The 22,905-nt window shown below is 66.4% G+C and carries 22 protein-coding genes; 11 read left to right on the plus strand and 11 right to left on the minus strand.

All coding sequences use genetic code 11. From position 1 onward, the window contains the following. Positions 1–147: 147 nt before the first annotated feature. A complete protein-coding gene (locus NV382_RS14665; RefSeq protein WP_260597460.1) occupies positions 148–1,380 on the minus strand; it encodes an NAD(P)/FAD-dependent oxidoreductase in 1,233 nt (410 codons plus the stop codon). A gap of 137 nt (positions 1,381–1,517) precedes the next feature. On the opposite strand from NV382_RS14665, the gene NV382_RS14670 reads away from it, so the two are divergent. From NV382_RS14670 to NV382_RS14680, 3 genes are all read left to right on the plus strand, one after another. Further along, the gene (locus NV382_RS14670; RefSeq protein ID WP_260597461.1) at positions 1,518–3,536 is read left to right on the plus strand and encodes a TonB-dependent receptor plug domain-containing protein; all 2,019 of its coding nucleotides are present in this window, start codon (positions 1,518–1,520) and stop codon (positions 3,534–3,536) included. Positions 3,537–3,905: 369 nt separating this feature from the next. Next, a complete protein-coding gene (locus NV382_RS14675; protein WP_260597462.1) occupies positions 3,906–5,018 on the plus strand; it encodes a CDP-alcohol phosphatidyltransferase family protein in 1,113 nt (370 codons plus the stop codon). A 1-nt stretch (position 5,019) separates the two neighbouring features. Next, positions 5,020–5,457, plus strand: a complete 438-nt coding sequence (locus tag NV382_RS14680; protein ID WP_260597463.1) for an HIT family protein — start codon at positions 5,020–5,022, stop codon at positions 5,455–5,457. Here NV382_RS14680 and NV382_RS14685 read toward each other — a convergent pair. The 7 genes from NV382_RS14685 to NV382_RS14715 form a co-directional block, all read right to left on the minus strand. Further along, entirely contained in the window at positions 5,454–6,197 is a 744-nt protein-coding gene (locus NV382_RS14685; RefSeq protein ID WP_260597464.1) for a phosphocholine cytidylyltransferase family protein, read from the minus strand. The two genes, NV382_RS14680 and NV382_RS14685, sit on opposite strands and share 4 nt — an antisense overlap. A 47-nt stretch (positions 6,198–6,244) precedes the next feature. Next, the gene (locus NV382_RS14690; protein WP_260597465.1) at positions 6,245–6,946 is read right to left on the minus strand and encodes an HAD family hydrolase; all 702 of its coding nucleotides are present in this window, start codon (positions 6,944–6,946) and stop codon (positions 6,245–6,247) included. 82 nt (positions 6,947–7,028) lie between these two features. Beyond that, positions 7,029–7,478, minus strand: coding sequence for a pyridoxamine 5'-phosphate oxidase family protein (locus NV382_RS14695; protein WP_260597466.1), 450 nt, complete (start codon positions 7,476–7,478; stop codon positions 7,029–7,031). Positions 7,479–7,534: 56 nt separating this feature from the next. Beyond that, entirely contained in the window at positions 7,535–7,951 is a 417-nt protein-coding gene (locus NV382_RS14700) for a DUF1810 domain-containing protein (protein ID WP_260597467.1), read from the minus strand. Beyond that, positions 7,948–8,634 carry a uracil-DNA glycosylase gene (gene ung, locus NV382_RS14705; protein WP_260597468.1) on the minus strand — a complete coding sequence of 229 codons (687 nt, stop codon included), beginning with the start codon at positions 8,632–8,634 and terminating at the stop codon, positions 7,948–7,950. The genes NV382_RS14700 and ung overlap by 4 nt, the downstream gene beginning before the upstream one ends. A 2-nt stretch (positions 8,635–8,636) precedes the next feature. Beyond that, on the minus strand, positions 8,637–8,936 hold the full coding sequence (locus tag NV382_RS14710) for an alkylphosphonate utilization protein (protein WP_418066799.1): 300 nt from the start codon (positions 8,934–8,936) through the stop codon (positions 8,637–8,639). A gap of 14 nt (positions 8,937–8,950) precedes the next feature. Beyond that, positions 8,951–9,076, minus strand: a complete 126-nt coding sequence (locus NV382_RS14715) for a hypothetical protein (protein WP_260597470.1) — start codon at positions 9,074–9,076, stop codon at positions 8,951–8,953. 127 nt (positions 9,077–9,203) lie between these two features. Here NV382_RS14715 and NV382_RS14720 point away from each other — a divergent pair, with 127 nt between their 5' ends. Further along, positions 9,204–9,839 carry a YbhB/YbcL family Raf kinase inhibitor-like protein gene (locus NV382_RS14720; protein WP_260600431.1) on the plus strand — a complete coding sequence of 212 codons (636 nt, stop codon included), beginning with the start codon at positions 9,204–9,206 and terminating at the stop codon, positions 9,837–9,839. Positions 9,840–10,250: 411 nt separating this feature from the next. On the opposite strand, the gene NV382_RS14725 is transcribed toward NV382_RS14720, so the two are convergent. Beyond that, positions 10,251–11,243 (minus strand): GGDEF domain-containing protein, encoded by a 993-nt coding sequence (locus tag NV382_RS14725; RefSeq protein WP_312026748.1) that lies wholly within the window; start codon positions 11,241–11,243, stop codon positions 10,251–10,253. Between the two features lie 249 nt (positions 11,244–11,492). On the opposite strand from NV382_RS14725, the gene hisN reads away from it, so the two are divergent. After that, on the plus strand, positions 11,493–12,275 hold the full coding sequence (hisN, locus tag NV382_RS14730) for a histidinol-phosphatase (RefSeq protein WP_260597472.1): 783 nt from the start codon (positions 11,493–11,495) through the stop codon (positions 12,273–12,275). A gap of 57 nt (positions 12,276–12,332) precedes the next feature. Here the strand turns inward: hisN and NV382_RS14735 are convergent, their stop codons facing one another. Further along, positions 12,333–14,525: an AsmA family protein gene (locus NV382_RS14735; protein ID WP_260597473.1), complete on the minus strand. Its 2,193-nt coding sequence runs from the start codon at positions 14,523–14,525 to the stop codon at positions 12,333–12,335. Between the two features lie 160 nt (positions 14,526–14,685). Between NV382_RS14735 and rpmI the strand changes: the two genes are divergently transcribed. The 6 genes from rpmI (at position 14,686) to NV382_RS14765 (ending at position 21,498) form a co-directional block, all read left to right on the plus strand. Next, positions 14,686–14,889 (plus strand): 50S ribosomal protein L35, encoded by a 204-nt coding sequence (rpmI, locus tag NV382_RS14740; RefSeq protein ID WP_260597474.1) that lies wholly within the window; start codon positions 14,686–14,688, stop codon positions 14,887–14,889. Positions 14,890–14,906: 17 nt separating this feature from the next. Beyond that, on the plus strand, positions 14,907–15,272 hold the full coding sequence (rplT, locus tag NV382_RS14745) for a 50S ribosomal protein L20 (RefSeq protein ID WP_260597475.1): 366 nt from the start codon (positions 14,907–14,909) through the stop codon (positions 15,270–15,272). Between the two features lie 101 nt (positions 15,273–15,373). After that, entirely contained in the window at positions 15,374–16,480 is a 1,107-nt protein-coding gene (gene pheS / locus NV382_RS14750) for a phenylalanine--tRNA ligase subunit alpha (RefSeq protein ID WP_260597476.1), read from the plus strand. Beyond that, positions 16,477–18,840 carry a phenylalanine--tRNA ligase subunit beta gene (gene pheT / locus NV382_RS14755; RefSeq protein ID WP_260597477.1) on the plus strand — a complete coding sequence of 788 codons (2,364 nt, stop codon included), beginning with the start codon at positions 16,477–16,479 and terminating at the stop codon, positions 18,838–18,840. The genes pheS and pheT overlap by 4 nt, the downstream gene beginning before the upstream one ends. 148 nt (positions 18,841–18,988) lie before the next feature. After that, entirely contained in the window at positions 18,989–19,864 is an 876-nt protein-coding gene (locus tag NV382_RS14760) for an aldose 1-epimerase family protein (protein WP_260597478.1), read from the plus strand. 62 nt (positions 19,865–19,926) lie between these two features. Next, a complete protein-coding gene (locus tag NV382_RS14765) occupies positions 19,927–21,498 on the plus strand; it encodes a peptide chain release factor 3 (protein ID WP_260597479.1) in 1,572 nt (523 codons plus the stop codon). Between the two features lie 111 nt (positions 21,499–21,609). Here NV382_RS14765 and NV382_RS14770 read toward each other — a convergent pair whose 3' ends face one another. Beyond that, the gene (locus NV382_RS14770) at positions 21,610–22,887 is read right to left on the minus strand and encodes a spinster family MFS transporter (RefSeq protein WP_260597480.1); all 1,278 of its coding nucleotides are present in this window, start codon (positions 22,885–22,887) and stop codon (positions 21,610–21,612) included. Positions 22,888–22,905: the final 18 nt, after the last annotated feature.

Consider the following 22,905-nt stretch of genomic DNA (forward strand, 5'->3'; position numbering starts at 1 on the left):
AAAGCAAACCGGTATGGATCCCCGCCTGCGCGGGGATGACGTGGTAGTACATGTCTAAGCGGTACAATCACCGAACAGGTCCGGGGTGCCGGCTTGGCTAATGCCGATCCTTATCAGCTAACGCGGGGCAAGCGCCCGACCCCAGCCTCACCCGCGCACGAGCCCGGCCAGCGGGCGCGCAACATCCGCAAGCGGCGCGACCTCCGCCACAACCCGCTCCAGCACCAGCTTGCGCCCCTGCACGAAATCCTTGGTCGCGTTCACGCAATCGAGCGCGATCACGCGGCCCTGCTTGAGATAGACGACCGAAAAACTCCGCGCCCCAGGATCGCCGCGCAAAACGGTCGCATCGAACCCGGTCGACAGGCCCACGGTCTGCAGCTTCAGATCATATTGGTTGGACCAGAACCACGGCACGGCGTAATAGGCCACCGCCTGGCCGAGAATGGTCTTGGATGCGACGCTCGCCTGGTCATTGGCGTTCTGAACCGATTCGATGCGAACATCGGCGCCCTCGGCAAAGCGGTTGGCGTGGAGCGCGCAATCGCCGACGGCAAAGACATGGGGCAGGGTGGTGCGGCACTGGCCATCCACCGACACGCCGTTGCCCCCTACGGCACCCGCCGCCAGCAACGGCTCGACCGCAGGCACGATGCCGATGCCGACGACCACCAGATCCGCCGGGAGCAGTTCGCCATCGGCCAGCCGAACGCCGGTCACGCGGCTGCCATCGCCTTCGATGCAGGAAACCATTGCCCCCAGCCGCACGTCGACACCATGCGCCCGGTGTTCGGCCTCGTAGAAACGCGACAGCGGCTCGCCGGCCACGCGCGCCAGCACGCGGTCCAGCGCTTCCAGCAGGCGCACATGCTTGCCAAGCTTGGTCATCACCGCCGCGGCCTCCAGGCCGATATAACCGCCGCCGATCACCACGGCGTACCGGGCCGCCGGCAGTTCGGCCATCATGCGATCGACATCGGCGCGGTTGCGCACCGTGTGCACCCCGGCCAAATCGTGCCCGGCGCAGACCAGCCGCCGCGGCGCGCCGCCCGCCGCCCAGATGAGCTCGCCATAACCGATCGTGCCGCCATCCTCGAGCGTCACTGCCCGCGCCGCCGCATCGACCGCGACCACGCGCCGCCCGGGCAGCATCGCCACCGCGCGCTCCGCCCAGAAGGCGGCTGGCCGGATCAGCAGCCGCTCGAACGGCTTGTCGCCGGCAAGATATTCCTTCGACAGCGGCGGCCGTTCGTAGGGCAATTCGGGCTCGTCGCCGACGATCGCGATCGTGCCGTCGAACTTCCCCTGGCGCAGCGCGATCGCCGCCTGTGCACCGGCATGGCCGCTGCCTACGATCAGAACGTCGAACCTGCTGTCCATCCTTGCCCTTCTCTCGCTTGCCTGCAGCCGCGCTCCTAGCGCCTGCGCGCGGGTAAATCCCCTTTTTCCAACATGGCGGGGCATTTACGGCTAAGGGGCGGGCGCCGGCTCCTCCTCCCATCATCGGTTTCAAGACAATGCGCCACATCCTCGCACTACCCCTCGTCGCCCTGATGCTGCCGGCGGTCGCATTTGCACAGGATGCGGCCCCGCCGCAGACGGAGCCGCAGATCGGGCCGGACATCGTCGTGCTGGGTACCGGGCTGCCACTGCCGCCCGGCACGCCGGCTTATGGATCGTCGATCATCGATCGCGAGCGGCTGACCGACGAAGCCTCCGACCGGGTCGAGAACGTGCTGAAGGATGTCGCCGGCTTCCAGCAATTCCGCCGCTCGGACAGCCGCTCGGCCAACCCTTCGGCGCAGGGCGTCACGCTGCGCGCGTTGGGCGGCAACGCCTCCAGCCGCGCGCTCGTCCTGCTCGACGGCGTGCCGCTGGCCGATCCTTTCTTCGGCTACATCCCGTTTACCGCCTTGTCGGGCGATCGGCTGTCGGGCGTGCGGATCACCCGCGGCGGCGGGGCAGGGCCGTTCGGCGCCGGTGCGGTGGCGGGAACGGTCGAATTGGTCAGCGCGACGCGGGCCGATCTGCCGAATAATTCGGGCAGCGCCCTCTATGGCAGCAACGACGCGATGAGCGTGGCCGGCGCCGTGTCGCCCGATCTCGGCGATGGATATGCCACGCTGTCGGGCCGGTTCGAACGTGGCGATGGCTTCTTCACCACGCCCGACAATCAGCGCGTCGCCGCCACATCACGCGGGCGGTACCGCGATTGGTCCGCCGGCCTGCGCGCCGTCGCCCCGATCGATGCCGAGACGGAGGTGCAGTTCCGTGGCCTGGTGTTCGGCGACGATCGCACGCTCCGCTTCAAGGGCGCGGACAGTTCGTCGGAGGGTGAGGATGCCAGCATCCGGCTCGTCCACCGCGGCGCGTGGCAGGTCGATGCGCTGGCCTATGTCCAGGCGCGCAACTTCACCAACAAGGTGATCAGCAGCACCAATTTCCGCCTGACGCTAGACCAGCGCAACACGCCGTCGACCGGGACCGGGGGCAAGATCGAGATCCGGCCGCCGATCAGCCCGAATCATGTGCTGCGCATCGGCATCGACGCGCGCATTGCCGACGGCGAATTGTTCGAGGATGCCTACAGCACCACCACCGGCCTGGTCACCGCCCGGCGCAACGCCGGTGGCCGGACGAGCACCACCGGCCTTTTCGTCGAGGACGACTGGACGATCGGCAAGCTGATCCTGACCGGCGGCGTGCGCGGTGATCGCTGGACGATCAGCGACGGCTTCTTCACCGAACGGAACGCCGCCGGTGCGCTGGCGGCGAGCAGCCAGCGATTCGCCGACCGCGACGGGGCGGAGGCGACGGGCCGCGCCGGCGCATTGTTCCAGGCCAGTGATGCGGTGGCACTCCGCGTCGCCGGCTATACCGGCTTTCGCCTGCCGACCTTGAACGAGCTCTACCGTCCCTTCGTCGTCTTCCCCGTCACCACCAATGCCAACCCCGACCTCGGCCTGGAAAAGCTGCGCGGCGTCGAGGGCGGGGTCGATTTCACGCCGGCCACGGGGGTGCGGATCGGCGTCACTGCCTTCTACAACCGGCTCGAAGGCGCCATCGCCAACGTCACCATCGGCACCAACATCCGCGAGCGGCGCAACGTCGATGCGGTGGTCGCCAAAGGTGTGGAGATCACGGCCGGCATCGTGCGTGGACCGATATTCTTCGATGCCTCCTACGCGTTCAGCGACTCGCACGTGCGCGACGAGGGCGCGCTTGATGGCTTCACCCCGTCCCAGAGCCCGCGCCACGCCGCCAGCGCCACCTTGGGCTGGACGCCGCAGCAGGATTGGTCGTTGTCGGGCACCGTACGCTATGTCGGCAAGCAGTATGAAGACGATCTCGAGACCGATGTCCTCCCCGACGCCTTGACCGTCGATGCGGTCGTGCGGGTGCCGGTGATGAAGCATCTCTCGCTGGTCGGCCGCGCCGAAAACGTCTTCGACGAGACCGTCGTCACCCGCAACCAGGCAGGCTCGATCGATCTCGGCACACCGCGCACGCTGTGGATCGGCGTGCGGGTGAACTAGTGCGCGCCTCCGTCACCCTCCCCGTCACGCCGGACCTGTTCGGCAGTTGTACGGCTCGAACAAGTAATTCGCCGTCATCCCCGCGCAGGCGGGGATCCATATACTCGAACGTCTGCATTTAACCGCTAAGCCTGCCACTATGGATCCCCGCCTTCGCGGGGATGACCAACCATGTTTGAAGGGATAGTTGCCGACCTGTTCCGGGGTCCGCCGTCCCGCAAACTCTGCCCTCAACGCACTATCGCACCGCAAGCCGCTCGGTGGACCCCGGAACAAGCCCGGGGTGACGGCCCGCCTCAAGCAAGCGCACCACAACTTGCAGATCAACCAAGCAATGCTAAGCCCGCGCGCATGGATGAAGCGCATGTAATGTCCCGCGTCGAAAGCGTCGGCACGAACCCCACCCCGCTCTGGGGGCTGACGATGGCGGAACGCGTCCGCCGCATCGCCGCCGGCAACGCCCTGGCGATAGATACCCCGGCAACCATCCTCGCCAACGCCGCCTTCGCCTTCGATCCGTCCTGGATGAAGCATGTCGCCGCGCACCCGGGCCTGGTGTTGACGCTCGGTGGCGTCCCCGCGCTCGGGCATGCGCGCGATGCCGCGGAATCGGGCAAGCTGCGCGACGCCATGCTGCACGGTCGCGCGCTCACTGCGGATGAAAGTTCCGGGCTGGACGTCCTCGCCTTCGAAGATGGCCCGACGATCGAGAACAAGGCGCTGCGCAAGCGCGAGACGCCGTTCCTCATGCCGCTCACGCCCGACACGCGTTCGGCGGTCGAGCGGGCGAGCTATTTCGGTGCCTATAAGGGCGTCACCGACCTGCTAACCAAATATCTGTGGCCCGAATGGGCGCTGTGGCTGACGCGGATCTGCGCGCGGCTCGGCATCACACCCAACATGGTGACTGCGGTGGGCGCGATCTTCTGCGTCGTGGCCACCTTCGCCTTTGCCGATGGCCGCTACTGGCTCGGGATGGCGCTGGGGCTGGTGTTCATGGTGTTGGACACGGTGGACGGGAAGCTTGCCCGCTGCACCGTCACCTCCACCTCGATCGGCAACATCTTCGATCACGGCATCGACATCGTCCATCCGCCCTTCTGGTTCTGGTTCTGGGGTACCGGGCTGGTGCATTGGGGGCTGGCGCTGTCCAACACGGCATTCGCCTGGATCATGGCGGCGATCGTGGGCGGCTATGTCGTGCAGCGCATTATCGAGGGCGTGTTCATGCGTCAGAACGGCATGATGCACATCCACGTCTGGCGCCGCTTCGACAGCCGCTTCCGCCTCATCACCGCGCGGCGCAACCCCAACATGGTGATCCTGTTCGTCTCCACGCTGTTCGCCCGCCCCGATCTCGGCCTGGTCGCCGTGGCGATCTGGACGGTGGTGAGTTGCCTGATCCACCTGGTCCGGCTGGTCCAGGCAATGGCGCTCAAGGCCCGCGGCGGCACGATCACCTCCTGGCTCGCGGAAGCATGACATGAACGCGACGATCGAGAAATTCGGCTGGCCCGGCACCTTGCTGTGCAGCTTCGATCATTGGGTCGTGCTTGCCCGCCCCGCCCAGCCTACCTTGGGCAGCCTGGTGCTGGCCGCACGATCGCAGGCCACCGCATTCTCCGACCTGCCGCCGGGCGCGCATGCCGAATTGGCGACTGTGACGAAGGCGATCGAGATCGCGCTGCGCCAGGCGGTGGACTACGCCCAGATCAACTATTTGATGCTGATGATGGCCGACCGCGAAGTGCATTTCCACGTCGTGCCCCGCTACGACGGGCAGCGCGATTGGAACGGGCGGTCCTTCCCCGACGCGGGCTGGCCGAAAGTGCCCGATCTCGGCGCGGCGATCCCACTGGCAGGCGATGAACTCGCCGCATTGGTCGATTGGCTGAAGGGGTTCTTCGTCGCGCAGGGCTAACCCTGCGTGACCCACTTGTCGGTCAGCGCCCGCGCGATCTGGATGTCGTTGAGGAAGTCGACCTCGGCCCAATCGAGCCCTTCGATCGACACCGTGCCGACCTTGCCCGTCGCGGCAAGCTGGTCCACGACCTTCAGATACCAATGCTGCACGCCCTCGGGCGTGCGCATCGCCGCGCGCACGGCTTCGCGGAACAGGCCGGCGCCTTCGCCGCGAAAGGCGAGCAAACCAATCGACTCGGCATTCGACTCGTCTGCCGTCAGTGTCTTGCCGATCCGCATCAGCCGATCGCCATTGCGCGCGACCTTCATATCGTCGCTGTCATAATCGGGCTTCACATCGACCGTCACGGTGATCGGCCAGGCGGAGCCCTGCTGTACCCGCTCGACGATTGCTTCGGACACCAGGGTGTCGCCGTTGAGGATCAGGAAGTCGCCCTCCATCGCGGTGCGCGCGATCCAGCATGACCCCAGATTGTCGGCCACCTTGTAGAACGGGTTGAACAAGGTGGTCACCTTCACGCGCGGGTCGTCGATGCCGGCGAGCACCGCCTCGACCATCGCGTCCATGAAGCCGGTGACGACATGGATGTGCTTGATCCCCTGCCGCGCGAGCATCTCGATCTGCCACTCGATCAGCGTGCGGCCGGAAAAGTCGATCAGGCACTTGGGCTGTTCGGCGGTCAGCGGCAGCAGGCGCGAGCCCTGGCCGGCGCTCAGCAAAATCGCGTGTTCGATCATCGTATTCTCATTCGTCCCATCAAGCAGTGCCAGGAGCATTTCGGCGTTCAGGCGTTCGCACGGACCCGGTTCGAGGTCCAATCAAACTGCGGCCAGCCGCGCGCCTTGGCAATCGCCGTCAGTGCGGCGGACGGATTGACCGCGATCGGTTCATCCACCCAGTCGAACATCGGCAGGTCCGACGCATGGTCCGAAAAGAAGCGGATATGCACCGCCTCTCGCGGCAGGCCATGTTCCGCAAGATAGGCGTCCAGCATGTCGCGCTTGGCCGGGCCATAGCAGTTTTCGCCCTGGATCGTGGCGAGCAGATCGCCATCCTGCCAGGTGCAGCGAGTCGCCACGACATCGTCGATGTCCAGCAACCCCGCCAGCGGGCGGGCATAGAGTTCCGGCGCCGCGGTCGCCAGGATGACGCGCCGCCCCTCGGCTTGTTCGCGGCCGATCCGCCGCACTGCCTCGGGGAGCAGACCGCGCGCATGGATGTGCCGCGCGAACGTGTCTGCCAGGCTGGTCGCGGTTCCCGCGGGAATGCGTCGCCCGAGCAACACCGCGTGCATCGCCATCTTCATCTGCCGGCGAGTCAGGATCTCGGCCGCGTTCAGCAAGGCGACCGGAATAAGCGCCGGCAGCAGCAGCAACCGCAGCGGATTGTTGCGCAGCGCCGAGCGCAGCAGGAACAAGGTGTAGGTGGGCAGCCGGGTGAGCGTGCGATCCACGTCGAACACGGAGATAAGCGTCACCGGCGTCATGTCGGCTGCATTATGCGCGAATTGCGGCGGGAAAACGATGCTGGGCCACCTGCCATGTAACGGGCGACCCAGCGGCCCTCGATCAGCCAGCGACACCCGTCTTCAGCACGATCTCGCCCTCGTCCTCGCCATCCCAATAATGCGCGCGCTTGCCGGTGACCTTGACCAGCACCAGCCCCGGCGTATCGACACCTTCCGGAAACCACCGCTCCAACTCGGACGTCCAATGCTCGGCGAACTGCGCCTTGTCGCGGATAACCGCCGCCGTTCCTTCGATCGAGACGAAGAACGGCCGCATGCCGAGCAGCCCGGACTTGGCCTGGAATGCGAGACTGACCTGCGGGTTGGCGGTCACGTCATGCACGGTCCGCGTGTCGTCGCTCGTGAAATACCAGCTGTCGCCGTCATATTCCACGTCGCGGTTGTTGCTCATCGGCCGCGACCCGATCGCACCACCCTCGGTGTGCGTCGACAGCATGCAGAAATCGATGTCCTTCATCGCCTCGGCGATCTCGTTCAGGGTCTTTGGCATCGTATTTCTCCTTGGGATCGTACAGCCCAACGACCAACCGCCCGGATCGCTCCCGCTCAGCGTGCGATCAGCCGGAGCGTGGACGCGTCGCGATCGCCGTCGTAGAACGCGTCCAGGCAGCGGCCGAAACGGGCATCGTCGCCCGCTGCCTCGAACAAGGTGGCGCTCGAGCGCAGTTTGACCGCATCGATGCCGCCAAGCACCGTCTCGGCCGAGCGCCGACCGGCCCAGCTCAGCATCGCCTCCGTACAGGTAAGCAGCCTCTCGGCCAGGAGCGGGTGCGCGAGATAGGCGCGCGCTTCGTCCAGATCTCGGACGGCGTAGAAGCGCGCGGTCGGGCTCTGGCCGAGCCCGGCGATCTGCGGGAACACGAACCACATCCAATGGCTGCGTTTCCGCCCATTGCGAAGCTCCGCCAGCGCGTCTTCATAGACATCCCGCTGCGCATCGACGAAGCGATCGAGCGTGCTCATGCCGCCATCGGCGGCAGCGCCCAGTCGATCGTTCCGCGGCCATGCTCCGATAGGAACGCGTTGGCGCGCGAGAAATGCCGACAGCCGTGAAAGCCGTTATGCGCCGATAGCGGCGAAGGATGCGCCGCCGTCAGCACGAGATGGTGCGACTCGTCCACCAGGGCGGCCTTCTTCTGCGCATGCGCGCCCCACAGCATGAACACGCTCGGCGCGGTTGCCGCGCTTACTGCCGCGATCACAGCATCGGTGAAGCCTTCCCATCCGCGCCCGCGATGCGACGCCGCGCGGCCCTGTTCGACCGTCAGCACGGTGTTGAGCAGCAACACGCCTTGCGCCGCCCAATGCTCCAGAAACCCGTGCCGCGCGCGCGGCACGCCGAGATCGGCTTCCAGTTCCTTGTAGATGTTCACCAGCGACGGCGGTGGGCGTACGCCCGGCGGCACGGAAAAGGACAAGCCATGCGCCTGCCCCTCGCCATGATAGGGATCCTGGCCCAGGATCACCACGCGCACGCGGTCGATCGGCGTGAGCGCCAGCGCGCGGAACCGGTCGTGCGACGCGGGGAACACCTGCTTGCCGGCGGCATCTTCCGCCGCGAGGAAGTCGGCGAGCGCCGCCATGTGCGGACCCTGCAACGCCGGCGCCAGCTTGCCGCGCCAGCTTTCGTCCAACCCGCTTAGCATCGTCAGCGTTTCTTGACGAACTCGGCGCGCAGCACGAGACCCTTGATGCCCTCGTACCGGCAATCGATCTCCTGCGCGTCGCCGGTCAGGCGGATCGACTTGATCAGCGTGCCGCGCTTCAGAGTCTGGCCGGCGCCCTTGACGGTCAGGTCCTTGATCAACGTCACCTGATCGCCGTCGGATAGCAGGTTACCCACTGCGTCGCGCACCTCGACGGTACCGGCGGCGGGCAGCGCCGCCGCATCGGCCGCGCTGACCCATTCGCCGCTTGCCTCGTCATAGACGAAGCTGTCGTCATCAATTGCCATGCCCGCGATCAGCTCTTGATCGTGACGATGTCGAGCGCCTTGTTCTTGGTCGAGCTGTTCGCCGCGATCGCCTTGACCTTCTCGGCCTTGGGCTTGCGCACTTCCTTGTTCGATTTCTTCTGGCTCTTTGCCATGGGACATCCTTTCGGCAGGCGATATGCCCGCACGGCGCCAGCATAGTCCGGCAAATCGCGAAAGGCGCGCGGATTCGGAACCGAAGCCCAAGCCCGTGGCTTGACTGCCGACAGACAGGAGAATGCGGTGCTGGAACATATCCCCCAATGGCTGGGTGCTGCCTTGAAAAACATGCGCGCCGGTGCCGACGCGTTGACTATCGCGCAGCCCGGGCTGGGGCAGGGCGCCACGATCGATCTGTCGAGCCCGGCCTTTGCCAACGAGGCCCGCCTGCCGCCACGCTTTACAGCCGACGGCGAGGGCGTCTCGCCGCCGCTCGTCTGGGGCGCGGTGCCGGAGGGGACCGCGATGCTGGCCTTGCTGGTCGAGGATGCAGATGCGCCGACGCCGTCGCCTTTGGTGCACGCAATCGTGTGGGGGCTGCCGGCACAAGCCGGACGGCTGGCCGAAGGGGCGATCGCCGCCGATGATACCGGCACGGCGGAGGGCGGGGATGTCGGGCGAAATTCGTATCTCGGCGAAGGATGGCTGCCGCCCGATCCGCCGACCGGGCATGGCGAGCACCGTTATGTCTTTCAATTGTTCGCGCTTGATGGCGGGGTCAGTGATCCCGGCAAGACGCCGGGGCGCGCCGCGCTGATCGCGGCGATGGCCGGGCATGTGCTGGGCGCCGGGTTGCTGATCGGCACCTATTCGCGTGGTGAGGAGGCTGCCGCGGGACCCGTCGCCGGTTCGACCTTGGGCGCTTTGCGCCCGATCTGATGCTAGCCGATCAACTGGCTGGCGGCGGATGCCTGCTGGCCGAGGATCGCGAGGACGGTCAGCGTAAAGGCGGCGATGCCGATGAAGATACTGCGCATTGCATTGCTCCCCTGAGTGGCGTCCCGGTCAGGCGACCGGGACGACGGGAACGGCGGCGCTGATCATGATGCTGGCGACGAACAAGGCGGCCAGAGCGGAAAAAGCGGTGCGCTGCAGGGCTTCGAAGCGAACGGACATGGTAGGAACTCCTGTCGATGCGGCGATCCGGACCATCCGGCTGCCGATGTCAGGAGCTTTGCAGGGAGCGTGCCAATTCGCTAAGTGGCTGTAATGCTGGCATTCAGCTGTCGTGCCGTTCCGACACTGGTAGAATGCGCCAATATGCTGGCGCACTTTTGCCAATGTTTGGCTTCAGCCGTACTTGAGCTGGTTTCGTCCGGCCTGCTTCGCCCCATAGAGCAGCCGGTCCGCGCGGCCGAAAGCGGTTGTCAGTGATTCGTTCGCCGCGGCCGTCGTCATGCCGGCCGAGAAGGTAAGTTCGCCCAGCGGCACATCGCTGCCGCGCACGCGATATCGTTTGGCCGCCAGCGCCTTGCGTGCCGCCTCTAGCGTCTTCAATGCCTTGGCCGAATCCACCCCGCTGAACAGCACGGCGAATTCCTCCCCGCCATAACGCGTCACCAGATGCCCGTCGCAACACAGCGACAAGGTCTCGGCGATCGCCTTCAATACCCGGTCGCCCACGGCATGCCCGAAGCGGTCGTTGACTGCCTTGAAATGGTCGACATCGCACACCGCAATGCATGTGCCGCCCGGCCGCGACATGCGTTCGGCATAGGCCTCCTCGAACATGCGCCGGTTGGGCAGGCCGGTCAGCGCATCCCGCCGGGCATTGTCGCGCGCCTCGTCCAGCTTGACGCGTAGGTCGTTCACTTCCGCCGTCGCTGCCTGGAGCCGGCTTTCGGCACTGCGGACCCGGGCGAGCATCGCCGCCGTCAGTCGCGCGACCTGATCGGCACCCAATGCCGGCGTATCGCGCAACGTGTCGGCGCTGGCGGCAAGGTCGCGGCCGAACCCCTGCGTTTCGGCGCGCATCTGCTCCATCATGTCGGCAAATCCCTCGACTTGCATCTGCGTTCGCGCGACCAGCCCCTCTGCGGCGTCGACATCGTCGCTGGCACCCGAGATCTCTGCCACCGATCCGCCGAGCGCCTCGATGTCGCGGCGCGATAACCGAACGCCGTTCTCCGTCCATTTCGCAACGGCTTGCCCGACCGGGCCGTTTGCCTCGGTGATGACCAGATAGGCGAAGGCATAATGTTGCGGATCAGGGCTCAGATGCTGCTCGTACAGAAAGGCACCGATGCGCGCGAACAATGTCGCGTCATCATCGGTCTCTGCCACTCGTCGAGCAATCGCTGCCGTCATTGCGCCCCCGCCGCTCGCCGCCGGTTCCTCCGAACACGGTACCGCCTGCTGCCTCGTTGACACAGGTGCTAGGCCGGAACTGCTAACAACCCGTTTGCACCGGACAAAACTGGTTCGTTATGGATCGATCCCACGATCGGCATGGCATGCGATTGGGCCTGAACTGGCGACGCTGCAGGCAAAATCTCGTTGGCGTGCCGCGCTGCCGCGCGCTAGGCAGCCGCGATGCGTATCACCCCTGCCGACACGGCATTCGCCGCCCGCCTCGCCGACGCCGCCGGTGCGGCGATCCGCCCGCATTTCCGCAGCGCCTACGGCGTGGAGTCGAAGGAGGACGAGTCGCCCGTTACGATCGCCGATCGGGCGGCGGAAGCCGCGATGCGCGCGCTGATCGAGCAGCATTTCCCGACCGACGCGGTCATCGGCGAGGAATATGGCGTGAAGGAAGGCACGTCAGGCCGTGCCTGGGTGCTGGATCCGATCGACGGCACCCGCGCGTTCATTTCGGGCCGCCCGATCTTCGGCACGCTGATCGCGCTGATGGTCGATGGCTGGCCGATGCTGGGCGTGATCGACCAGCCGATCCTGCAGGAACGCTGGCTGGGGGTGGTCGGGCAGCCGACCTTGTTCAATGGTCGGCCGGCGGCCACGCGGCGCTGCCCCGATCTGGCGAGTGCCTTGCTCGGCACGACGTCGCCCGCCGCCTTCGACGATGCGACACTCCATGCCTTCGAGCATCTCGATGCGGCGGTCCGCAGCACGGTGCTGGGCGGCGACTGCTACAATTACGGCTGCGTTGCCAGCGGCTGGCTGGATATCGTCGTCGAGGCGAACCTCAAGATCCATGACTTCGCCGCCTTGGTGCCGGTGGTCGAAGGGGCGGGCGGTCGCATGTGTGACTGGGCGGGCGATCCGCTGACCGCCGACAGCGTCGGCGAGGTGATTGCCGCCGGCGATCCGGCGCGGATCGAGGACATATTGGAGGCGCTCGCCTGCCGCGGGCATTGAGGGTACGTCCCTCAATCTCCCCCGGTGCAGGTTATCCCGGTTTGACTTAGAAACCGCTCAGAAGATGCCCAGGAACTTCTTCTTCTGGCCCTTCTTCTCCTCCTTCGAGCGCTTGCCGTCTTCCGCCTTTGCGGTCGTGCCCTTGCCCACGTCGTCGCGCTGCTTGCCGTCCTTGGTCCGCTGCGCCCGCGCGGTCGCGCCCTGCAGCACCGGGCCGCAGGCGGCACCCTTGGCATCGCCGACATCGACGAACGCCAGCACCCCGGCAAGCGGCGTCGCCACCAGGCTCAGGCCCAGCGCCGCGCCGGCGCGGCCCATCAATTCGCCGCTGACCGGGCTGATCCCGGGCTTGGCGAAATAGCCGTTGATGCCGATCGGCGATTGCCCGGCGAACAGGCTGAACTTCTTGCTGTCCGCGCGGAAGGCGAGATCGAGCGCTTCGTTCTTGAAGCTGAACCCGCCGCGACCGATCATCACGTTCTTGCGCGTGTCGATCAGGATCGGGTCGGCCGCGGCGATACCATTGCGCACGGTAAAGCCGATCAGCCCGCAATTGATCTGCACCGGTTCCTTCAGCTTGCCCTGGAACAGGCGCTGCACGAACGTACCCGCATCCAGTTCGGACAGCTGGATGTTGCGCGCCCAGAAGCTGCCCTGCGGCAGGATGATCGCGATGCGGCCGTTCGCGTTGCTGAGCGAATCGTGCACCGTATTGCCGACGCCGGTCAACTTGACGCGCGCCTTCACCGTGCCGCTGGTGCCCGATTCCTCGACTCCCCAGCCGGCCAGCAACCGGGCGAGGGGCGTCGGCGACAGGCGGATGTCGTAGTCGGTAAACACGGGCTGGCGCCGCGCATTGATCGTGATGTCCGACGCGACACGGCCGCGCGCCATCTCGAACGTCAGTGGGGAGAGCTTGAGCAGCGAATTGTCGAGCCCGAGCGTCAGCGCGATGTTGGAAATGGGCACGCTCTTCGCCCGCACCCGGCCGACGGTATAGCGCACGTCGGCATCGAAGTTGCGCAGCGCCTCGACGCGGAGCGGGGCATCGGGCAGCAGTCGCGGGGTGCCGCCGACGGTGCTGATCGCCCCAGCGGCGCCCTTGGCGGCGACCAGATCGGGATTGTAGCCGATGAACGGCGCGACATCGACGATATCCAGCGTCCGCGTGGCCAGTGTGGCGGTGAGCAGGATGCGCGGCTCGCGCATCGTCACGGTCAGCTTGCCGGCGATGTCGCTGTCGCCAAAATGACCGTTGAGCCGCGTGAACACCCAGTCATTGTCTTGCTTGGTCAGGTTGGAATTGAGCACATAGGTGCGCGTGTCGGGGATCGCGACGCCCATCACCATGAACAGGTCGGCGAGGTTGCGGCCGCGCGCCGTGATCCGCAGCTTGGAGCCTTGCAGCTCGGTCGCGCCCGGCAGCGTGCCGGCAATGTCGATCCGCGTCTTGGCGCCGTCGATATGCGCCATCAGCTGGTTCTCGCCGCCGGCCAGCGTGGCGTTGGGCGAGAGCAACGCGCCGGTCATCGTGAACGGCGTGGTGCGCGCGGTGCCCGATCCGGTGAAGCGGACCGCGCTGGCAAAGCGGCTGTCGCTGGCCTTCACGCTCTGGATCGCGATGTCGGCGGACAATTGCATCTGCGGGTCGCGGTAGGTGACTCGCGTATCGCGCACCGTCGCGGCGCGGATCAACGGCATCTCGAACGGCTTGCCCTTCTTGTTGGGGTCGCCGAACGTCCAGGTATTGCGCGCATGTGCCGCGTCCCAGCGCAGGTCGATACGCCCGCCCTCGATCTCCAGCCGATTGACGCGCTTGGTGCCCGAAAAGATCAGCGGCACGATCGCGAATCGAAGGTCGATGCGCTTGGCCTCGAAGAAGCGCGGGCGTTGTTCCCGCGCCCAATCGGGGTTGGCGACACTCAGCCCCTCGGCATAGACCTTCAGGTTGATCGGGTTGAAATAGAATTGGAAATCGCCCGCCACGCGCACGTCGCGCCCGGCGCTGCGGCTCATATATTTCTCGAACGTGTGCTTGAGGAAGCGGCCCTTGGTGATGAAAAGGATCGCCCAGGCAAGCACGATCAGGAACAGGATCGACAGGATGATCCGCGTTACCCAGCCGATCGGGCTATGCTGGCGGTAGCGACGCCGATACCACGGCTCCACGCACGGTGCGGCCGGGGGCGCCGCCGCGTCCGGAACGGGATGAACATCGGGGGTCGTTACGGGAGTGTCGATGTCTGCCATAGCCGCTGCAACCGGTGATGAAAGTGAATCGTTCCCGTGTGTTGCAATTTGCCGGCCCCTCGACTAAGCGCCCTCCTTCCCGCGAGTAAAGAGGAACTGCCCGGCCGGTATGGGCTGCCGTGGCCGTTCATAAACGCTCCGCGAAACTGAAAGGACGAAAATGCCCAAACTCAAGACGAAGAGCGGCGTGAAGAAGCGCTTCAAGCTCACTGCATCCGGTCTGTTGAAGCATGGCGTGGCCGGCAAGCGCCACCGCCTGATCAGCCACAACAGCAAGTATATCCGTCAGAACCGCGGCACCAAGCTGCTGTCCAAGGCCGACACCGCCACGGTGAAGGCATGGGCACCGTACGGTCTCGGTTGAGCGGAAAGGAATAGAGAATGGCACGCGTCAAACGTGGTGTAACCACTCACGCCAAGCACAAGCGGGTTCTGAATCTGGCGAAGGGCTATTATGGCCGTCGCAAGAACACGATCCGTATCGCCCGTCAGGCGGTCGAAAAGGCCGGCCAGTACGCCTATCGCGATCGCAAGGTTAAGAAGCGCTCGTTCCGTGCGCTCTGGATCCAGCGTATCAACGCTGCCGTGCGCATGGAGGGCCTGACCTACGGCACGTTCATGCACGGCCTGAAGCTTGCGAACATCGATCTCGACCGCAAGGTCCTGGCCGATATCGCGATGCACGAAGGCGCGGCATTTAGCGCCATCATCGCGCAGGCGAAGGCGGCTCTGCCCCAGGCCGCCTGACAGCGACCTGCGAGTAAGCGACATTGGGGGCGCGGGTGGTCTAGGCCACCCGCGCCCTTTTCGTTATCGGCATACCGCCCAGCCGGGCAACGGAGTGATCAGTGACCGAGCAAGCGACCGACATCGAGCAACTGAAGACGGACCTCGTCGCCGCGATCGAGACCGCGAGCGGGCTCGATGCGCTGGAGGCGTGCCGCGTCCATGCATTGGGCAAGGCCGGGGCGGTGACGGCGCTGCTCAAGACGCTGGGCAAGATGTCGCCCGAGGAGCGTCTGGTGCAGGGCCCCCGCATCCAGGGTCTGCGCGAAGCCGTCACTGCGGCGATCGCCGCGCGCAAGGATGCGCTGGAGCGCGCCGAGCTCGATGCGCGGCTCGCCCGCGAGACGCTCGACATGACGCTGCCGGCCGATGCGCTACCTGCCGGCACGATCCACCCGGTCAGCCAGGTGATGGACGAGCTGGCGGAGATCTTCGCCGATCTCGGCTTTGCGGTCGCCACCGGCCCGGAGATCGAGGACGACTGGCACAATTTCAGCGCGCTCAACATTCCCGAGACGCACCCCGCGCGCGCGATGCAGGATACCTTCTACCTCGCCGGCGAGCATGAGCCGCCGATGGTGCTGCGCACGCACACCTCGCCGGTGCAGATCCGCACGATGGTCGAGGTGGCACGCCGCTCGGGCAAGGCCGGCGAGCCGATCCGCATCATCGCGCCGGGCCGCGTCTATCGCTCCGACTGGGATGCGACGCACACGCCGATGTTCCACCAGATCGAGGGGCTGGTGATCGACAAGGGCATCACGCTCGGGCATCTCAAATGGACGCTCGAGACGTTCCTGCGCGCGTTCTTCGAGCGCGACGATGTCGTGCTGCGGCTGCGGCCGAGCTATTTCCCGTTCACCGAGCCCTCGGCGGAAGTCGATGTCGGCTTCAGTCTCGACAAGGGCAAACGCGTGATCGGCGGCAGTGACGGCTGGATGGAAGTACTCGGCAGCGGCATGGTCCACCGCAAGGTGATCGAGGCGTGCGGGCTCGACCCGAACGAATGGCAGGGCTTCGCCTTCGGCTGTGGCATCGATCGCCTGGCGATGCTGAAGTACGGCATCGACGATCTTCGCCCGGTATTCGAAAGCGACGTGCGCTGGCTGAAGCATTACGGCTTCTCCGCGCTCGACGTGCCCACTTTGTCCGGCGGAGTCGGCGCATGAAGATCACCCTAGACTGGCTCCGCCAGCACCTCGACACGACCGCCAGCCTCGACCAGATCGTCGACACGCTGACGCGTATCGGCCTCGAAGTCGAAGGCGTGGAGAATCCCGGCGAGAAGCTCGCCGCGTTCAAGGTCGCGCGCGTGCTCAGCGCCGAACGCCACCCACAGGCCGACAAGCTTCAGGTCCTCTCGGTCGATGCCGGTGACGGCCCGATGCAGGTCGTGTGCGGCGCGCCCAATGCGCGCGCCGGGCTGGTCGGCGTGTTCGGCGCGCCCGGCGCGTACGTGCCCGGCAGCGACATCACGCTCAAGGTCGCCGAGATCCGCGGTGTTGTCTCCAACGGCATGATGTGTTCGACGCGCGAGCTGGAGCTTGGCGAGGATCATGACGGCATCATCGAGCTGCCCGCCGACGCGCCCATCGGCACGTCCTATCCGGATTATGCCGGGCTCACCGATCCGGTGATCGACGTCAGCATCACGCCCAACAAGCAGGATTGCATGGGCGTCCACGGCATTGCGCGGGATCTGGCGGCTGCCGGCCTCGGCACGCTCAAGTCGCTGACCGTAACGCCGGTCGCCGGCGAGGGCGCCGGCCCCGACGTGCGCACCGATGATCCCGAGGGCTGCCCCGCTTTCTACGCCCAGTCGGTCAGCGGCGTCAGCAACGGCGAGGCGCCCGAATGGATGCGCCGCCGCCTCACCGCGATCGGCCAGAAGCCGATTTCCGCGCTGGTCGACATCACCAATTACGTGATGATCGATCTCGGCCGCCCCTTGCACGTCTACGACCGCGCAAAACTCACCGGCGGCCTCGTCGCGCGCAAGGCGGTGGCCGGCGAACAGGTGCTCGCGCTCAACGGCAAGACCTATACGCTGACCGAGACGATGACGGTGATCGCCGACGACGCGCACGTCCACGACATCGGCGGCATCATGGGCGGCGAGGACTCCGGCGTGTCGGAGAGCACCACCGACGTGCTGATCGAATGCGCCTATTTCGATCCCGACGCGATCGCGCGTACCGGCCAGAAGCTTGGCCTGACCAGCGATGCGCGCCAGCGCTTCGAACGCGGCGTCGATCCGGCGTTCCTTGACCAAGGTCTGGCGATCGCCACGCAGATGGTGCTCGACATCTGCGGCGGCACCGCCAGCCAGGTCACGCGCGCCGGCGCCCCGCCACTCGCGCCGCGTACCGTCGCCTACGATCCGGCGCTGGCCGAAACGCTCGGCGGCCTCGCCATTGCGCCCGCACGCCAGCAGGAAATCCTCGAACACCTCGGCTTCCTTGTCGACGGTGACTGGTCGGTGACGATCCCGAGCTGGCGCCGTGACGTCGATGGCCCGGCCGATCTGGTCGAGGAAGTGATCCGCATCGAGGGGATCTACAACGTCCCCTCGACGCCGCTGCCGCGCGCGCCTGGTGTCGCCAAGCCCACCGCCACGCCCGAGCAGAAGCTCGAACGCCGCGTGCGCCGTGCCGCCGCCGCGCGCGGGCTCGACGAATCGGTCACCTGGAGCTTCCTGTCCGAGGCGCAGGCCGCGCCGTTCGGCGGCGGCGCTTGGACGCTCGCCAACCCGATCAGCGAAGAGCTGAAGGTGATGCGCCCATCGCTGCTCCCCGGCCTGCTCTCGGCCGCCGAACGCAACCTCAAGCGCGGCGCGACCAGCGTGCGGCTGTTCGAGGTCGGCCGCCGCTACCTGGCCGACAAGGAGCGCGCGACGCTCGGGCTGGTGTTCGCCGGCGCCTCGCGTCCACGTAGCTGGCGCGGCGGCAAGATGACGACAGCGGACGCGTTCGACGCCAAGGCGGAAGCGATCGCCTTGCTCGCCGCCGCGGGCGCACCGGTGGATAACCTGCAGGTGATGGGCGAGGCAGGCGACGCCTGGCACCCCGGTCAATCGGGCACGCTGCGGCTCGGGCCGAAAACCGTGCTGGCGGCGTTCGGCATGGTCCATCCGAGCGTGCTCAAGGCGTTCGATCTCGACGGGCCGGTCGCCGCGGTGGAGCTCTATCTCGATGCCATCCCGCCCAAGCGCGCCACCGGCTTCATGCGCCCCGCTTACACGCCGCCCGCGCTGCAGGCCGTGACTCGTGACTTCGCCTTCCTGGTGCCGTCCGATCTTGCCGCCGATGCGCTCGTGCGGGCGGCGAGGGGGGCGGACAAGGCAGTGATTACGGGCGCGCGGCTGTTCGACGTGTTCACTGGCGCTGGTGTCGAGGACGGCAAGAAGAGCCTTGCGATCGAAGTGACGCTGCAGCCGGTCGAGAAGAGTTTCACCGACGCGGATTTGAAGGTGATCGCCGACAAGGTGGTGGCCGCCGTTTCAAAGCTTGGCGCAACGCTCAGGGGCTGACCAACCTGTTCCCCGGCGCAGGCCGGGGTCCAGGAGCGGAGCGGAAGTTGGCTATCGCTGCGCCTTGTTACCTCGGCCTCCGCTACCGGGCCCCGGCCTATGCCGGGGAACGGTTTCGTTTCTGTCCGTCCCCCGCTACGGAACGTTCATGACCGACCTCATCACCATCAAATCCCCCAAGCTCACGGCCGAGATCAACCCATTCGGTGCCGAACTGACGCACCTGCGCGATGCCCGCGGCAAGGAGCTGATGACCGACGCCGATCCGGCGTTCTGGACCGGCCATGCCCCGATCCTGTTCCCGATCGTCGGCGCATTGGCCGGGGACACGCTGCGGGTCGATGGCCAGAGCTACAAGATGGGCAAGCACGGCTTTGCCCGCCGCAGCGATTTCGAGATCGTCGATGTCCAGCCGCATCACGCCGTCTTCCGCCTCACCGACAGCGATGAAACCCGCGCGGCATACCCCTTCGCCTTCGCGCTCGAACTCACCTACGCGCTGGAAGGTGCGACGCTCACCATCACTGCGCGGATCGTCAACCGGGGCGCGGCGCCGATGCCTGCCAGCTTCGGCTTCCATCCCGCCTTCGCCTGGCCGCTGCCGTATGGCGAGCCGCGCGAGGCGCACCGCATCCTGTTCGGCAAGCAGGAGCCGGGCGCACTGAAGAAGGTCGCCAAGGACGGCACGATCCCGCCCGAGACGCGCGAGTCGCCGCTCGATGGTCGCAGCCTGCGCCTGCGCGACAATCTGTTCGCCGACGATGCATTGGTGTGGGATCCGGTTGCCTCGTCGTCGGTCACGTATGGCGCGTTCGGCGGCCCGACGCTCGACGTCGCGTTCCCGGACACGCCGTCGCTCGGCATCTGGACCAAGCCCGGTGCGGCCTTCATCTGCATCGAGCCGTGGCATGGCACTGCCGATCCGTCGGGCTATACCGGCGCGTACCGTGACAAGCCCGGCGTGATCGAGATCGAGGTGGATGGCGAGAAGACGATCGTGATGAGTGTCACGCTGAACCCCTAGCGGTCACCTCCTGCGGTACCGTCTGGGGTGACGAATGCGCCGCGCGAAGCTAGGGCATCCGGATGTCCCAGATTTCCGACCGCCGCACCTTCGCGATCATTTCCCATCCCGATGCCGGCAAGACCACGCTGACCGAGAAATTGCTGTATTTCGGCGGCGCGATCCATCTCGCCGGCGAAGTGAAGGCGCGCGGGCAGAATCGCCGTGCGCGGTCCGACTGGATGAAGATCGAGCAACAGCGCGGCATCTCGGTCACGTCGTCGGTGATGACCTTTGAGAAAGACGGGCTGACCTTCAACCTGCTCGACACGCCGGGGCACGAGGACTTTTCGGAGGACACGTATCGCACGCTGACCGCGGTCGATTCCGCCGTCATGGTGATCGATGCGGCACGCGGCATCGAGGCGCAGACGCGCAAGCTGTTCGAGGTATGCCGCCTGCGCGCGGTGCCGATCATCACCTTCGTCAACAAGGTCGATCGCGAAGGCCGTCCGCCGTTCGAACTGCTCGACGAGATCGCCGATATCCTCCAGCTCGACGTGACCCCGATGAGCTGGCCGGTCGGGATGGGTAGCGATTTCGAGGGTGTCTACGATCTTCACGCCAACACGCTCAGCCAACCCGAAGGGCCGAGCCGCGAGTTCATGGGCACGTCGCTCGACTTCACCGGCATGGACGATCCCAAGCTGGCGGCGACCATCTCCGCGCCCGCGCTGGCTGCGCTGCGCGACGAATCCGAGCTGGCGATGGGCGGCTATGCCGGCTTCGATGTCGAGCGCTATCGCGCGGGCGATCTGACGCCGGTATATTTCGGTTCGGCGCTGAAGGATTTCGGCGTCGCCGAACTGATCGCTGCGCTTGGCGCCCACGCCCCCGGCCCACGCCCGCAGCCGGCCGAGCCCGCGCCGGTCACGCCCGACCGCGCGGACGTCACCGGCTTCATCTTCAAGGTCCAGGCGAACATGGACCCCAACCACCGCGACCGCATCGCCTTCATGCGGCTGTGCTCGGGCACGTTCAAGCGCGGCATGAAGCTGACCCCAACCGGCCACGGCAAGCCGATCGCGATCCACTCGCCGATCCTGTTCTTCGCGCAGAACCGCGAACTGGCCGACGAGGCGTTCCCCGGCGATATCATCGGCATCCCCAATCACGGCACGCTGAGGGTAGGGGACACGATGAGCGAGCGCGCCGACGTGCGCTTCACGGGCCTGCCCAATTTCGCGCCTGAAATCCTGCGGCGTGTCGTGCTGAAGGATCCGACAAAGACCAAGCAGTTGCGCAAGGCGCTGGACGACATGGCAGAGGAAGGCGTGACGCAGGTCTTCTATCCCGAGATCGGCTCGAACTGGATCATCGGCGTGGTCGGGCAGCTGCAGCTGGAGGTGCTGCTCAGCCGGCTGGAAGCGGAGTATAAGGTCGATGCCGGGCTGGAGATGGCGCCCTACGACACCGCGCGCTGGGTGTCGGCCGAGGATCCGGCCGATCTGAAGGCCTTCGCCGACATCAACCGCAACCAGCTTGCCAAGGATCGCGACGGCAACCCGGTGTATATGGCGAAGACGGCGTGGGACGTGGGCTATGTCGCCGATCGCTATCCCAAGGTGAAGTTCGCCGCGACGCGCGAACGGTAGCCTCACTGTTCCCCGGCGCAGGCCGGGCCAAGTAGCGACGGCCGACGTAACGAAGCGCAGCAGCCGTTCCCAACTAGCCTACTACGGGGCCGGCCTTCGCCCGGGAACGGCTTAGGCGGCCACCGGCTCGTCTACCCAGTCCCGGCGCAGCGGCTTCACCGCCAGAAACGCCAGGATCGTCGCCAGCACGTAGAAGCACGCCACGGCGACCGCCGAATAGCGCAGTGCCTCGGTGCCGAACCGTGCGGTCAGCGCCTCGGACAAGGCCCCGATCGCCACCGATCCGATGCCGAGCCCGATCAGATTGTTGATCAGCAGGAAGCTCGCCGAGGCGGTCGCGCGCATATGCGCAGGGACCAGGTGCTGCACGGCGGTGGTCAGCGGCCCCAGCCACAAGATGTTGAGCGCATTGGGGATGATGAAGAAGAACCAGGCGACCCACGGGGAGGGCGACAGGAAGCCGGCGATGAACAGCGGCCCGGTGATCAGCCAGGCGATCGCCGGCAGCTTGGCGTAATTGCCCCGGTCGCCGCCCAGCCGGTCGGCCAGTACGCCGCCCAGGAACACGCCGCTCGCCCCGCCGACCAGCAAGAGCGAGGCGAAGTACAAAGCCGCGCCTTGCAGGTCGAAGCCGTAGCTGCGGATCATCAGCGACGGCACCCAGAAGGCGAGTCCATAGCCGGCCAGGCTGCTCATCGAGGCGGCAAAGGCCATTAGCCAGAAACTGGGTTTCCGCGCCAGGATCGCGAACACCGCGCTGACCGGCGCCCGCCCCACTGGCGCTACCGCGCGGACCGGCTCCTTGACGATCAGGCGGAAGATTGGCGCGATGACGATGCCCGCCACGCCGACCGTGATGAACGCCGCGCGCCAATCGACATAGGTGGCGATGAACGCCCCGAGCAACGTGCCCATGGCTAGCCCGATCGGAATACCCATCGAATAGATGCCGAGCGCGCGCGCACGCCGTTCGGGCGGAAAATAGTCGGCGATCAGCGCATAGGACGGCGCCACGCCGCCCGCTTCGCCCACACCGACGCCCAGGCGGAACAGGAACATCTGCCCGAAGCTCGTCGCCAGCCCACACAAAGCGGTGAACAGGCTCCATACCGTCAGGCTGATCGTGATCACCCAGGACCGGCTGGTGCGGTCGGCGATCAGCGCCAATGGTATGGCGAGCGTCGAATAGAGGATCGCAAAGGCGGTCCCACCGAGCAGCCCCAATTGCGTGTCGCTCAGATGCAGTTCCGCCTTGATCGGCTGCACCAGGATGCCGAGGATCTGCCGGTCCAGGAAGTTGAAGGTATAGACCAGCAACAGCATGCCCAGCACCAGCGCGCTGTAGCCGGAACTCGGCTTGACGGGAGTCGGTGCAGTGGTGTCGGTCATCAGGCGCTCTCCCGGGCG

The sequence above is a fragment of the Sphingomonas endolithica genome (assembly GCF_025231525.1).
GTDB lineage: Bacteria > Pseudomonadota > Alphaproteobacteria > Sphingomonadales > Sphingomonadaceae > Sphingomonas > Sphingomonas endolithica.